Raw genomic sequence first — 14,205 nt, 5'->3', positions numbered from 1 at the left:
GAATGTCTTTTTCCAAGTCATCCATGGTGTATTTCAATCCACTCTCTCCATACAGAGAGAGACGAGCGACGCCTATCTTATTGGCGATTTCTTCTTGTATTTCAATCCACTCTCTCCATACAGAGAGAGACGGGGCTGAAAAGGAGAATGGAAAATGAATTTAGAATTTCAATCCACTCTCTCCATACAGAGAGAGACTAGATTGGGACATAAAGATATTACTATTACAGCATTTCAATCCACTCTCTCCATACAGAGAGAGACTAAAGCTGCCGCACGTGCTGCAGCTATACAAATTATTTCAATCCACTCTCTCCATACAGAGAGAGACGAATAATCGCGCTACATCATTCTTTGTCTGACTATTTCAATCCACTCTCTCCATACAGAGAGAGACACACATCGAGCCCCACGTTACGTAAAGTGCGGTATTTCAATCCACTCTCTCCATACAGAGAGAGACATCTTACTTGAGCCGGGCTCCCTACTAGCGGTTATTTCAATCCACTCTCTCCATACAGAGAGAGACCTTTTTCGTACACTGCATGCGCATAAATTGATTATTTCAATCCACTCTCTCCATACAGAGAGAGACTCCGAAGGAGCGCTTTGACGAGGTAAATAATGCATTTCAATCCACTCTCTCCATACAGAGAGAGACTGGTTTTACCCAGAAGTACAAAATGCGATAGATATTTCAATCCACTCTCTCCATACAGAGAGAGACAAATGGCTGGCATCGATAACTCGCTTGATAAGCGGATTTCAATCCACTCTCTCCATACAGAGAGAGACCAGTGGAGCAAAATTAAGCAAAAGACATGGGGCATTTCAATCCACTCTCTCCATACAGAGAGAGACCTACTTCCTCATATACTTCATCTATCCCATTAGTATTTCAATCCACTCTCTCCATACAGAGAGAGACATTTGCCGAGATTTCGCGCATGCCATCTTGATAAGGATTTCAATCCACTCTCTCCATACAGAGAGAGACCGTAGTGGATATATTCAATCTGCTGTAGATGCGGATTTCAATCCACTCTCTCCATACAGAGAGAGACTAGGACATGGTAAACCTGTGCATCCTTGCGCTTCATTTCAATCCACTCTCTCCATACAGAGAGAGACCAGGAGGTGGGGCAGTTGGTCGAGGTACACCTATTTCAATCCACTCTCTCCATACAGAGAGAGACAGCGAAAATGAACAAAAAATCATCCATCTTCGCAAAAAAGTACTTTTTCTAAAAATAAGCTAAAACTAAACTCCTAGTCGACTTAACAAAACACCATATTATCAAACTACAATTTGGTGCGAGTCCCCCAGGGTTTTCATGGGAGCTTGGCATTCGCACTTAACTATAATATTAGCACATCTTCCACTTCAATCGATTCCTTCGCGCCAATATGTTCTACTTTTGATTTATAATTATTGCCTAGTTGATAAAAACGTAAGCTATCTTCATTTTCATCAATTAGATCAACTAAACGCAATTTCAGTTGTTTAAACTGCGTTGCATCTACTACACATTCAAAAACAGAATTTTGAACTCGCACACCGTAATTTTCGCATTCTTTTGCAACTTTACGCAACCGCTTGCGTCCTGAGGCTGTTTTTGTGACAACATCATAGGTAACTAAAATTAACAAACCAATCCCTCATTTCCATAAAAACGGTGGATACTCTTCCAAATCACCGCGCAAATGACGGGCTAGTAACATAGCCTGTGCATGCGGAACTAGCCCCCAATTTATTTTTTCTTTCAAAAAAGGATGTGTTAATGTTTCCTGTTTCCGTTCTTGCCAAGCCTGTAAAAATTTTTTTCGACCTTCATCTGTAAGTAGAACAGCGCCATCTTCTTTTCTTATAAAATCTTTTTCATCTAACATCTTCTTATTTATCACCTTTAATACGAAACGATCAGCTATGACACCGCGCAACTCCTCCATTACATCGAGTGCGAGAGATGCACGACCTGGTCGGTCTCGATGTAAAAAGCCTACATATGCATCGAGCCCTACCGTTTCAAGGGCAGCAGAAACATCCTTTGCTAATAAAGTATAAGTAAATGATAATAAAGCATTTATATTATCTGTTGGCGGGCGTCGATTTCTCGTTTTGAAATAAAAAGCTTCTTTTTGTTGTAAAATCATTTGGTCGAATAATCCGAAATATGCACTCGCTGCCTGCCCCTCTATACCTCGCAATAACTCCAAGTCTTCACAAGCTAATATTTTCTTTAAATCCTCCGACAAGCGCTCTGAAACATGTTTGAAAGCTGGAACGTCAATTCGTAGCGGGTTATCACGTGTCGCCCGCTCCAATATCCACTTTTGATTGGCCACTTTAGCGAAGATAAAATTTCGAGCAATTTTGGCACTTGCGATTTCACTATCTGATATTCGATATTGTGTCTTTCGCAGCACTACATTTCCCTTGCTTTCTCCTATGACACGTGCTAAAAACTTGCCGTGCGCATTCAAAAATGTCAGAGATACATTTTTTTCCGCACATGCATGCATTAACATCGGGCTTGCACCAGCATAACCAAATGTGCAGATTGCCTCCAAATTATGAAGCGGAACTCGTCCTAAAACGTCTTCCTCTTGGGAAACTACGACTGTTTCCCCTTTCAATGTCAAATATACATTAGACGTTGTAATAAACAATGTATTCAGTAGTTTTCTCATACTAGATACCTTCTCATATATGACTTCACATCTTGTTTTTCATTCAATATTGGCATGCATAAATTTTCGAGCGAGCAGCTTTTACAATGCTTGCCCATCTTTACTTTTGGCGTATGCTGGCGTGTAAAATAATGATGCATTTGTTTAAATAATTGGCGTACTTCCTCCTTATGTGCCTCGGTAATTTGAATTTCTTCACGACGCTTTATTTCATCATAAAAGAAATAGCCGACAGGTACCTCACAAGCGAGCATTTCTTCTAGGCACATTGCTTGTGCCACGAGCTGCATAATATCCTCTTCTCCCTTTTTAGGCTTGCCACGCTTATACTCTACTGGTACAACACGAAACTTTCCGACTTCATTTATAAGCGAGATGCCCGCTGGGTCTTGAATAAATTCCACCACATCGCAAATACCTGTCGTCCTTAATTCATGTGACTTTACGGGCATTGCACGCACAATTAATTTATCGAGACGCTTTTCGCGAATAAAAGGTTGGTCGACCTTTTGATGAACATATTGCCCTTCAATCGTACGTACATTTTCCGCCCATTGTTGCTCGACATGGATTAATGCCCATTGCCGCGCACAAAAGCGAAAATGCTGAATGCCCGATAGCATCAAATAATCTTCTTCATTAATGCCCATCGAAGACAAATGGCTCTAACCCTTCTAACGTCGCTATTTCAATTACAGGTTTTGATGCCTCGACAGTCACCTTAACAGAATTATGCACTTTTGCTGCGGAATATTGACCGAGCTTTGAATTATGCTCCCACCAAATGACCTTTATTACTTCTAAAGAGCCTTCTGGTCGTGCGGAAGATGCGTCGTTTTCAAATAATGAGATGAGCGCTTCTTTTAACTTCTGAGCGTCCTCATACGTAAATCCTGTTTTTTCAGCGAGCTGTGTATTAATACTACCAACGAATTTATATATACCATGGTCAACTCGATGCTTCATCCCCATCGTATCGGAGCCTTTTTTATCACCCGTTACAGAGTTCACTGATTTCGTAATTTGCATACTTGTAATAGTGATAGGCTCAATACTAATAGCTGGATGAATCGAGACAGGACCACGTACCCCAACAGATAATGAATCTCCCTTGAATGCAAACACTTGTCCAAAAGCACGTACATCATACCAAGTTTGAGCAGCGATTAATGCGAATGTATCTGCATTCCCTTTTTTATCTTTTTTAATTTTTTGTAATTCTGCCACAGATTCTGCGCGATCATTTAGCGATTTAAACCCATCATTGGCACGGTCATCCGATTGAACAAAAATAGCTTCGCCCATATCTTGTAAACGATTGCGAATTTTACGCTTTATCGCCACATCTGAAACCTCTCCATAGCCCTCAAAATTTTGACGTGGACGATTCCCGTTTAAAGGGTCTCCATTTGGATTGGCATTTGTTACTGAAAAAATAACGGCAAAATCAATTTTACGATCTAATGTAGTCATTCTGTCATTTCCCCTTCCTTATCCTTTTTCGTGTATAAGTCTTGACGTTGACTATAGTAACCTAGTAAATAGCGTCCGCTTAACGCATTATCATTAAATTGCTCCAATGGAATTTCCGATGCAATTTTATCGATTAAGCTTGTATAATAATTTGCCTTGTCTCGCAGCTTCATTTGGTATGGCTGAAGATTTTTCTGAATTGTCAGCCACGTGCGCAATGGATTCGCTTGAAAAGCACTTAAATAACGCAGCGCATTTGTCGCCCTGTTCTCCTCTTTTCCTAATGCACGACGCTCGAGCACATCAGCAACCGCCAACATCCGACCAAACAAATAATCACGATCCTTGCAATTTGTATCTAATGCCACTGTAAAGCCCTCCTGTTCATATGTTTTTCTCGTTAAAGAACATGCAACGGTCAGCGCTTGCTCCCATTCCCAGCTCTCACTATAAAACTGTGGATTAGACGCCCGTACAATCGCACTGCGCACAATGTCAATTGGAATCTTTCGATCATCCAACACACATGGAATTAAGCGCTCCATAACACCTTTGACAACCTTATCGCTTGGGCGTGGTCCATAGGCTGCATGTGCAATTGTATAAAAGGATGGTGCACCGTAAAAATGAATCCATTCATTATCCTTTTTACGTGTTTGACGCCAGCTCGCTTTAGTATGCCAATCTGCCAATCGGTCGAAATATAACTGAATATCGTATTCTCGATAATAAAGCACAGCCAGTCGCCCGGGCGTAGCTGCATCAATTGTTAAAATATACACTTTTTCCCCTTTACTTTCCTCTAGCTGGATATTACGTGAAAGCCCTGCAAGCAATGCCTCATATTGCTTCGCTAATTGCGTCTTTAATATATCCTTATTTTCTACTGCTTCAAATAAATCAAAATCCTTCGTCCAATCAATTTCCTGTTCAAATAAATCATCCGACATAACTGGGATATCTAACTGTGCCGTCCCCCATACTAAAAACACACGGCCGTCAATCGTTTTCCCCTGTTTTTCAATAAGCCATTTCAGCGCATTATGTGCTTTTTGCGATGCATCATAGCTTATATTCGCGGCTTCCAAACTTGAAGTGAACCTTCCACGATATGTAAAGCCCGCTGCATCATTCGCAGAAATTAGCTTCGCTTTATCACCTGAATTACGCAATTTATTCGGATGACGTTCAATCCGCGGTATTTGCTCACCTGTTACATAACATAAATCTTTTTCTTTCAGTAGCGTATTATAATAATGAATAAACAATGAGAAAATTTCCTGATTGCGCCAAATTGGAATGACAATCTCGCCCGGTATATGCACATTGAAACGAACAAATGCAGCTTCTTGCTCAGAAGCAACCACACTAAAAATTTTCGGGCGCTCACTTTGCTCTCCTGTCCACTTTTTCATTAGCAAACCTTGACTATCTGTATGCAAAACTCCTGCCCTTACTAAATCCTCAATAACCGTTTCTTTTTTAACATAACGATAAATTGCTTCAATATATGGATGGCTATAAGATGAAGTGCACCAGCCCGCAAGCTGCGTAATATATGCATCATAAGCGGCCGCTTTCTTCTCATCAGCCTCGACAAATTTTTTATAATCTCCCGCCACAAACATTAGCTTGTCATGCAGAAAATGCGGAACATAGTTTTGGCCCGATCTTGAGCCAGATTCCTCTGTGAAAGGAAGCACCGTGCTTTCTTTATCAAGCACGTAGGCATCATAAAAGTTTCCTTCTAAATCAACTAACACTTCAATATGCGCCGTTTGTGTCGTGTGTGAAATCGGTAGCAGCATATATTCCGCAGATTGCCCGTTGCGGAAATCCTTTCGCTGTGGCTTCCCAACTTCATCTAAATTCTCATCGTATGTCCTATACAAAGCTTGTAAATAACTCATTCTTTCACCTCCAATTGCTGTGCCAATAAATCGACTGATTCCATCGATTCACCTAATTTGAAAGATTTCGGCTCCATCGCATGTAATGGACGGACATATGGACATGCTTCGGGTTTAATAAATTGAATAATCCCCTTTTTCATAACTGGATGCCATAGCCTCGTTTCCAATTGATTTCTGCCCGTTTCATCTGGATAGTTTAAACCGTGCACCATCAGTCCAAAATGCATCTCGTCAATACCATCATAAAAGCCTTCCTCAGAATTAAATTCGCATGGCTCTACATAGCCTTGACATTCCCTCGTACCAAGAAAAATATCTCTACGTCCCCCTGCATTAACACAGCGCTTCGCAATATTATGATGCTTAAATTCATTAAAATCTTCCTTCAAATCTTGGCGTTGCTCATTAAAAATAAAATGTGCCCTCACTTGGTACTCAACATCACGTAAATAGCTATAGTTAGCAAGTGTATTGCCACCTGATAAGTTAATTGGGCGCACACCTTTTGACTCCATGCGAATCGCCTTCATAACGCGCACCTCATCAATAATCCAAATAATGGATGGCTTCCAGTAAATCGACTCTGTTATTCCAACAAGTGCCTGATACGTCGGTATTTGCGTCGTCATTTTTTCGCCACCAAGCTTCATTAATGGATCTGTAAATAATGCATAATCCCCTCTAACAACATACTCGATTTGATTTCGAACTTTTGTCATTTGCTCACCTCCTCAAAGTGTTAATATATTTAAGCCTGCTTCTCCACTGACTGAAAGACCATATTCTTCATCATAGGCATTTTCCATCGCAAGCCAAATTTTAAATGTGCCAAAGTCTACCGGGCGAATAAGCTGTTCCTGTTGAAGCGCTCTAAACTCATGCGGGAAAACATTGACCGAAAATTGCTGCGCTTTCTTTAAAAATACTTTATAATCAACTGGCTCGTGACTTGCCAACTGAGCAATTAACTCCGCACCTTCGCCATATGGTACAACAATAGCTTCTGTATTCGCTTCAATCACTTCAAAATGCTTTGCAGCAGTATCGAAGCTTTGTGATAAAACAACGTCTAATTTCCTTAATCGCTTTACATCGTTCGTAAACAATAATTGATGTAAAGTTTTATCTAAATTTCGCACTGGAAAATCTAGCTCTAGTGCAAGGTTTTCATAATACTGTTTAAAATAAAATTCAATCGCGGGGGAGGATAATAGTTCACCTTCAAATAAATTTCTTTCCTCAATATCCCGCAGTAAATGACTAGCACAGCGCTGTCCCTTTTCAATGGTCGGAAGCTTCGACAACACTTCCTCCGCATGCTTGAATACATAGACATCACGCTGCTGCACCTCCCCATTGCGATTACAGCGACCGGCAGCTTGTGCGATGGAATCTACACCTGCTAATGAACGCATAACACATTCAAAACTTACGTCTACGCCGGCTTCTATTAATTGGGTGCTCATACAAAGCACTTGCTTCCCTGCCTTTAAGTTCTTAGTCATTTGTTTTAGCTTTTCTTTTCGATGAGCTGGACACATGCCCGTACTCAAATGATAGACATAAGGTAAATCTTTAAATTTCTCATATAAATTTTTTGTTGTTTTTTTATTGTTAGAAATGATTAAAATACTTTTTACGTCCTCTAGCTTCTTTTCGATAAAGTCGGCAAGCTGTTCGGTATTCCATTCCAAATGCTCATCCATTCGGACAATATTTGTGCGCTTAAAAGCCTTTTCAATCCTAGGCAAATTGTCAATGATTTCTTCATTAACCTCGATTCGCTGCTCGACATATTGCAATGCCGGTTGCGTTGCCGTGCACAGTAACACCGTTGATTTTGCGTATTTTGACAAAAAATTAATCGTTTCATTGAAAAGTGATACGCATTTGACAGGTACCGACTGCACTTCATCAAAAATTAGCACTGCATTCGCCAAATTATGCATCCGCCTTAAATTACGACTCTTTCCGCTATAAAAACTGTTTAAGTATTGCACCATCGTTGTAAAAACAATCGGAGAATCCCAATTATCCTTTGCTTGATTAAGCTTACGTTGCAGCAGCATTTCTTCATATGTTTTTGCAAGACCCACATCGTCTACCACATTGCTATGATGCTCCAATACTTCATCTGTTTTCAGTAGCTCGCGGACAGCCTGCGCGTTCTGCTCGATAATGGTTGTAAATGGAATAATATAAATAATGCGTTCTTTTCCGTGCTTTATCGCATGTTCTAATGCAAAACGTAAGCTTGCGAGCGTTTTCCCACCGCCTGTTGGGATAGATAAAGAATAAATGCCAGTAGGTAAATCTGCCTTATTCGCACAATTTTCCGACATTTCTTGGCGCAGTTTAGTAATTTCATTTGGAATTGCTTCCTCTTGCATCTTTTTAAAGCTACTCTCTAATTCTATTAAATATTGCTTGAACTTTTCTTGAATGGGTTGTTGGGAGGCTATCTGACTATTTTCATCAAACTCACGTGAATTCGTTCGGTCCGCGTCAATTAAACTACTATAAATGGTCATCGTTAATAATGGAGAGAATTTATATAAAATTTGCTGTAACTCATCTTTTTGAAAATGTTTTTGTAGAAAGCTTTGAAACTCTGAAGCAGCCTGCATCACGTATTGATCAAATTGTTCTTCAGACATAACTTCATTAAAAAATCGCTCTCTAATTTGCGACATCGGTATTTTTTCATTATCAGCTCGATTTAAAAAGGGAGAAGAATTCCCTTCACTATCAATAAAATCATGCAACTGCCCATGATGCGAATAAATAGCATTGGCAACCATTTCAATCATAACAGGCATGAAGCGCGGTCCTTTATGGAACTTCTCCATCAACAACCTTCCACCAGCAGTTGAATGATTGACACTTCCTCGTCTAGGTGGCTCCTCAGGATTTGCTATCGCATCACGTAAGTATATTTGAAAATCATCGCTATACTTCCCCGCATCATGTAATAATCCTGCCAAACCAAAAACCTTTGGCATCTGAAATTTCTCACCAATCGCTTCGCATATTTGCTGCACTTCACATAAATGGTCCTTTAGTAATTGCTCCACACCATCTGATTTTCTTACATGTGCAATGTACATTTACCTACCTCCCTATTAGACTTTAGATTTATTTTAACAGGGTTTTTTTCAAAGTAAACTATTTTTGGTAAATCCCCCACTATTTTAAATGATTTAATTGTTATACTAAATATGTCGTATTTTTTAATACGAGGATTGAAAAATGTTTTAGGTTAGGCCAAATTGTATATGGTTAAGTAAAGGGGCATCTGAAACTATTTTTCGGTGCCCCTTTACGATGTTGTGCGTACCGCCTTAAACTAACTCTAACTTAGCCGTAGAAAAATTTTGATGTTAAATAGTCTTGGAATTTTAAAATTGATTTTAAATTTTATGGTTCCACCTCCCTGTCTCTTTAAAAGTATATGCACGATTATTATCTTTTATTCATTTTTTCTATAATAGGAAAGGGAATATTTGATTTCACTTTATGTCACTTATCAAGAATAATGTAAAATATAGATGCATATATTTTAATGTCGCAACAATGCGTGGATTGAAAACTATTTTAGTATAAATGTAATTGTCTAATTCAATTAGCGAATTAGCTAATTAATGTTGAAAAGAGCGCTTCAAAAGCAGGTAAAATACTGCTTTTAAAGCGCTCCTTTTCTTATGTCGATATTATATGTGAGAGGCTCCATCGCTCAGTCCGAATGCGCCCTAACATCCGCCAACATCAGCTCCAACCGGGCTTCCTGATACGATGCCTGTTTACATTGAATGATTTGTCTCACAACATTTGGAATAATGGTAACTTGCTCTAGCTTTGCTAATCGGTCAGCGTTAAAAGCATGTAGGTTGCCTGTTGTTCGCTGTGCAAAAATGAGAAGTCTTTCAAATTGATTATTGGGTAGACTTTTGGTAAGGACATAATAAAATCTCTTAAATAATTTGTAAACTAGGCATTATAAATTAAAAATGGCTCTGTTTGCATACACTGCTTAGGATGATTCGGTGCTGTCTCTAGCTTTTACAACGCCTCTAACAATCGCTCAATCTCAATCGTATAGGACTTCTGTTGATAGCGAAAATGCTTTTTTATATTCATCAATCGTCAGCGCATTCGTCATATATTGTGATGCCAATAAATTATCCTATTTGACAAGCTGTGCCAATTACTGATGGAGTCGCTCATCATAACCAACAAATTGAGAAATTGAACGCAAAAGCTGCTCCACCTCCTATTTTATTCCCTACGTTCAAACCCAAGATAACGTGTCCCTTGGAAAGTGAGCTTTCCTAAATCCCCCTCAGCCAACATGCCATACTGCGTGCCAGTTAAGGAAAATTCCGTGCGATCACCACTTTCAAATTGAAAGGTCACATAATACCACGTTGAGGATGTGGTATGTGTATGATCATTTGTATGATGACGATTTCTCGACACATCTGTTCTTTTCGTCACAACTAAAGCTGGAACCGTAAGCTTTGGAGAATTGTTGTTTGCATTCCACTGAGAAACACCTTTCACAGCAGTAAAAATAAACATCCCAATAATGATAATAAAAACGACGAAAATAAATATAGGACCAATTGTAAACATCATATTCCCAAAAGGATCTTCATCAAAGTACATCTATTAACCTCCCTATTGTTTTTACTATTGTCTACGCTTTAGGCGAAGGTATAGTTTCACTTTATTACTGATTATAGCAAAATAGCATTCAGCGAAAAACTCTCAGAAGCTCTCTTTTGAAAATAATAAAAAGCGCCAAAAATGCCAGTAGCTTCATGGCTTTTGAGACGTATTTCATCTTTTATTTCGGCAATTGCCAAATTATTTACCAAAAAATCCTCAGATTGCTTCGATAATCTCCTTTTTTTCTTGAGAGCACTCGGTTTGACAAGCTCTATTTCCTTATCAATTTTTGGGGACTATGCAAAGCAAGTCTAGCTTTTATCATATGTAAAAATCACTCAATTGGAATAATAGTATCTTTAATTATTCACAAATGTTATATAATTAATTTATTATGTTGGAATCGATTAGCGAAATTACATACAGCGAAGGGGATTTAAGTTGGAAATGTTATTGGTTGGAACTATTCACTTAGGTTACACAACGGACATCAACACTTTATCTAAAGACGATACAAATAAATATAGCAATATTCATTTTGAATAATTAGCAACGGATATTGCAAAATTTCAAGCAGATCAAATTTTTGTAGAATATCCGATTGATTTACAGAAACAATTAAATACAATTTATCACTCAACTGATTGGAATACAGACTTTAAGGAAAATGAAATTTACCAAATTAGCTTTCGATTAGCCAAAATGCTTAAGCACAATACCATTTACGCCGTTGATTGGAATGAGCAACCAGACGACTCGATTGATTTAGGACTTATTGCAAAAGGAAAATCAAAGGAAGCTTATAAAAAATAAGGGACCGTGTCAATTTCATGATTGAACAACTAACTTCCATTATTCAACAAGGTGACATAATCAAGCTATACAAATTCATTAACTCACCTGAGTACATAGTAAATGACCATAAAATATATTTAGATTTAATGCAATTAGACGATGAAATTGCCTTTGAATGGGTATCAAAATATTGGTATTACCGCAACTTACGAATCGCCCATAATATTAAAAAATCACTTAAGCCAAAAACAAAGCGAGCGATTATTTTATATGGCGCTGGACATAACTATTTGTTAAAGCAACAATTAGAGGATGATCCATCAATTACAGTGATTCAATATGGCAGCTGTCCCAAAAGCCGTGCGTAGCCGGCTTTTGGGACAGCTGTGATTGTGTTTTACAAAATATTTTCCCTTCTAATAAATAAGAAGCCCCTTTTTAAAAATGGGGAAACACTGGCTTTAGCAGTATTTCTCTTTAGTAAAAGAGGAGCGGTTAAAACCTTTATTTCAATGCTGTATCTAATCAAAACTAGGCGTTAACTAAAACATCATCTATAACCCATATAAGAGAATCTTAATATTGAGTTGCAACGGTGATAAACAGCTAAAAAAGCTAAATTGTTGTATATACATACAAAACTCTAGGTAAAGTTAAACTAAAAATCCATTATTCGGATAAACTTACCGCCATTTTCGGTGGGAGTATCTCGGTAAAGTTATGTTTTCTTCACATTCGAACTGTAAGCGCCAATACTCCCCACCTTCTAATGAATAGAGTACACTAAGTTAGTATGTTTTGAAATCTATTGATTCCTATGTATGGAGACGGCGGGGCTTCTGGGAGCACCACCGCTAGATGCTGTAATAGCGGTGTTTATAAGGTTTTTTAGCCTACCATAGACAACCTTAATTACGGATTTAACTACGATGCACATATTTTATTGATCTTTAAACCAATCTATGCAAGACTGACAATATTCACTATTACCGTCCCAATCCTCATTGTAATAATTTTCACAACGTGCACAACTGTTTACTGAGTGCTTGTAACCACAACTCAAACACATCCCTATTTCAGCAATATCTTCATCAATGCAAACATAGTCTTCACCGCATTCGTCACAAGAGAAGTCAGCTACTGGATGGTTACCCCCATCCTTTACCGCAATATATTTCGCATGCTCAGCCTCTTCAACTAAATTAGGGAAGATTTCATTAACTTCTTTTATAAATCTATTAGTAAGTTGATCCTTTTGAATATCATATAATTCATTTTGATGCACAGGCATATAATATCCTAACTCTTCTTCAAAATTTGCTTCTCCATTTTGATAAATAATTTGTGCTTCTTCAATTGTTTCTGAATCAACATCCAATTTCAGATAAACTTTACTTTCGGAACCTGGGCTATCATCTAAATCTTTTACAATATCAATTTTAACTTTAGAGTCATTAAATACACTAGATACTTCTATTATTGTTCCACTACTAACTATAACTGAAAAATCAGTTATTTCTACATTTAAATCATTCCTAAAATAAATACTATCTTTCAAATCAGATATCATATTCATTATATTTTCATTTAAGATATCTTCAATTTCCTCAATATTATTTATTGATACTCCAGTTTCAGCTTCCATAATATCCTTTTCCACCGTACTAGTATCGAATTCTAAAATAGCTTCTAACTCTTTAATTTTCTCTTTTTCTTCATCAGATAATACGCTATTTTCAAATGTTTTTTCAGCTGTGTCGATTCTATTTGCTACAATATCTATACTCTTTTTTATTGTTTTATAAGCTGCTGTATCTATTAATTTGTTATGAGCTATATGATTGCGATTTTTTGAAAAATCCTCCCAATCATTGATGAATTCTTCTGGAAAATATTTATTGAATATTTCCTTCCAAATACTATATTCTACTTCACACTCTTTTTTTATAGCTTCAACGAACTTTTCATATTCCGCAGCTACCATTCTAATATTTCCCGTTTCTTTTATTGAATCTATTAATGTGTTAATCGTTTGAAGCGAATTATTGTTTATTTTTTTTATTTCATAAGTCATTAAAGAAAGTAAATCTTCTGTATCAATCGATAGGAGTTTATCGCTCACATTTGCATAAGAAGGAGCTACTCTTTTATATGCCACTTGTCGAGCTGAATACTTTTCTTTAACTTTTTTAGGTGCATACGTATCCCACCATTTTACGCCTAAATGATTAATCATTACTAAATTAATAAACTGCCTTAATCTATTTTCTACATTATGTATTTCTAAATATAATTCATTAGCATAATTACTTGACTGTATATCAGAAAGCCAGATACAATCTTTCCAATCATTTTTAAGTAATGTTCTTACCACAAATTTTATGTTGTATAAACTTTTGTCAAAACTAGATGTTAGCTTTTGAGGCTCTAAATCTACAAATAAATGCTTAGCCCCATTATATGTCTGTATTTTCAATTCTAAAAAATACTTATGATTATCTACGCATTTTAATTTTATTCTTCGTAAGTTTTCTTCTGTTTCATAGATTGAACTTTCACGTAAAATTTGAGTTTCTAAATTTAATTTTTCATTTATTAAATCCAGATATGGTTCAACCCGTTCAATTTCATTAGTAGGATTCACCATTAAAAATTTTATCATTTT

At 37.4% G+C, this 14,205-nt stretch carries 10 protein-coding genes and 1 CRISPR repeat array (1 of these 11 cut by a window edge); of the genes, 1 reads left to right on the top strand and 9 read right to left on the bottom strand.

The annotated features are described in order from the left end of the window. Nucleotides 1-1,196: direct repeats of the CRISPR family, unit length 33 nt; unit sequence ATTTCAATCCACTCTCTCCATACAGAGAGAGAC (it extends 830 nt beyond the left edge of the window). A gap of 163 nt (nucleotides 1,197-1,359) precedes the next feature. The 8 genes from cas2 to MHH70_RS16335 form a co-directional block, all read right to left on the bottom strand. Continuing rightward, nucleotides 1,360-1,650, bottom strand: a complete 291-nt coding sequence (cas2, locus tag MHH70_RS16370; protein WP_342472001.1) for a CRISPR-associated endonuclease Cas2 — start codon at nucleotides 1,648-1,650, stop codon at nucleotides 1,360-1,362. Nucleotides 1,651-1,659: 9 nt separating this feature from the next. Continuing rightward, nucleotides 1,660-2,691, bottom strand: coding sequence for a type I-C CRISPR-associated endonuclease Cas1c (gene cas1c / locus MHH70_RS16365; protein ID WP_342472000.1), 1,032 nt, complete (start codon nucleotides 2,689-2,691; stop codon nucleotides 1,660-1,662). Further along, nucleotides 2,688-3,341, bottom strand: coding sequence for a CRISPR-associated protein Cas4 (gene cas4 / locus MHH70_RS16360; protein ID WP_342473223.1), 654 nt, complete (start codon nucleotides 3,339-3,341; stop codon nucleotides 2,688-2,690). The genes cas1c and cas4 overlap by 4 nt, the downstream gene beginning before the upstream one ends. Continuing rightward, nucleotides 3,331-4,164: a type I-C CRISPR-associated protein Cas7/Csd2 gene (cas7c, locus tag MHH70_RS16355; RefSeq protein ID WP_342471999.1), complete on the bottom strand. Its 834-nt coding sequence runs from the start codon at nucleotides 4,162-4,164 to the stop codon at nucleotides 3,331-3,333. Before cas7c ends, cas4 begins: the two co-directional genes overlap by 11 nt. After that, entirely contained in the window at nucleotides 4,161-6,074 is a 1,914-nt protein-coding gene (gene cas8c / locus MHH70_RS16350) for a type I-C CRISPR-associated protein Cas8c/Csd1 (protein WP_342471998.1), read from the bottom strand. Before cas8c ends, cas7c begins: the two co-directional genes overlap by 4 nt. After that, nucleotides 6,071-6,796 carry a type I-C CRISPR-associated protein Cas5c gene (gene cas5c, locus MHH70_RS16345; RefSeq protein WP_342471997.1) on the bottom strand — a complete coding sequence of 242 codons (726 nt, stop codon included), beginning with the start codon at nucleotides 6,794-6,796 and terminating at the stop codon, nucleotides 6,071-6,073. Before cas5c ends, cas8c begins: the two co-directional genes overlap by 4 nt. 12 nt (nucleotides 6,797-6,808) lie before the next feature. Continuing rightward, nucleotides 6,809-9,184, bottom strand: coding sequence for a CRISPR-associated helicase Cas3' (gene cas3, locus MHH70_RS16340; protein WP_342471996.1), 2,376 nt, complete (start codon nucleotides 9,182-9,184; stop codon nucleotides 6,809-6,811). A gap of 1,168 nt (nucleotides 9,185-10,352) precedes the next feature. Then, the gene (locus tag MHH70_RS16335; protein ID WP_342471995.1) at nucleotides 10,353-10,742 is read right to left on the bottom strand and encodes a DUF2500 domain-containing protein; all 390 of its coding nucleotides are present in this window, start codon (nucleotides 10,740-10,742) and stop codon (nucleotides 10,353-10,355) included. Nucleotides 10,743-11,575: 833 nt separating this feature from the next. On the opposite strand from MHH70_RS16335, the gene MHH70_RS16330 reads away from it, so the two are divergent. Continuing rightward, nucleotides 11,576-11,908: a DUF5694 domain-containing protein gene (locus MHH70_RS16330; RefSeq protein ID WP_342471994.1), complete on the top strand. Its 333-nt coding sequence runs from the start codon at nucleotides 11,576-11,578 to the stop codon at nucleotides 11,906-11,908. A 572-nt stretch (nucleotides 11,909-12,480) separates the two neighbouring features. On the opposite strand, the gene MHH70_RS16325 is transcribed toward MHH70_RS16330, so the two are convergent. Then, nucleotides 12,481-14,202, bottom strand: coding sequence for a hypothetical protein (locus MHH70_RS16325; protein ID WP_342471993.1), 1,722 nt, complete (start codon nucleotides 14,200-14,202; stop codon nucleotides 12,481-12,483). Nucleotides 14,203-14,205 lie beyond the last annotated feature (3 nt).

The organism is Metasolibacillus sp. FSL H7-0170 (assembly GCF_038593115.1).
GTDB classification, from domain to species: Bacteria; Bacillota; Bacilli; order Bacillales_A; family Planococcaceae; genus Metasolibacillus; species Metasolibacillus fluoroglycofenilyticus.
This window is presented reverse-complemented; position numbering and strand designations above follow the sequence as displayed.

Bases quoted from the DNA above. Each gene is read 5' to 3' on its own strand.
- cas5c (WP_342471997.1), bottom strand. From the start codon at position 6,796: ATGACAAAAGTTCGAAATCAAATCGAGTATGTTGTTAGAGGGGATTAT.
- cas4 (WP_342473223.1), bottom strand. From the start codon at position 3,341: ATGGGCATTAATGAAGAAGATTATTTGATGCTATCGGGCATTCAGCAT.
- MHH70_RS16325 (WP_342471993.1), bottom strand. From the start codon at position 14,202: ATGATAAAATTTTTAATGGTGAATCCTACTAATGAAATTGAACGGGTT.
- MHH70_RS16335 (WP_342471995.1), bottom strand. From the start codon at position 10,742: ATGTACTTTGATGAAGATCCTTTTGGGAATATGATGTTTACAATTGGT.
- cas8c (WP_342471998.1), bottom strand. From the start codon at position 6,074: ATGAGTTATTTACAAGCTTTGTATAGGACATACGATGAGAATTTAGAT.
- cas1c (WP_342472000.1), bottom strand. From the start codon at position 2,691: ATGAGAAAACTACTGAATACATTGTTTATTACAACGTCTAATGTATAT.
- MHH70_RS16330 (WP_342471994.1), top strand. From the start codon at position 11,576: ATGATTGAACAACTAACTTCCATTATTCAACAAGGTGACATAATCAAG.
- cas7c (WP_342471999.1), bottom strand. From the start codon at position 4,164: ATGACTACATTAGATCGTAAAATTGATTTTGCCGTTATTTTTTCAGTA.
- cas3 (WP_342471996.1), bottom strand. From the start codon at position 9,184: ATGTACATTGCACATGTAAGAAAATCAGATGGTGTGGAGCAATTACTA.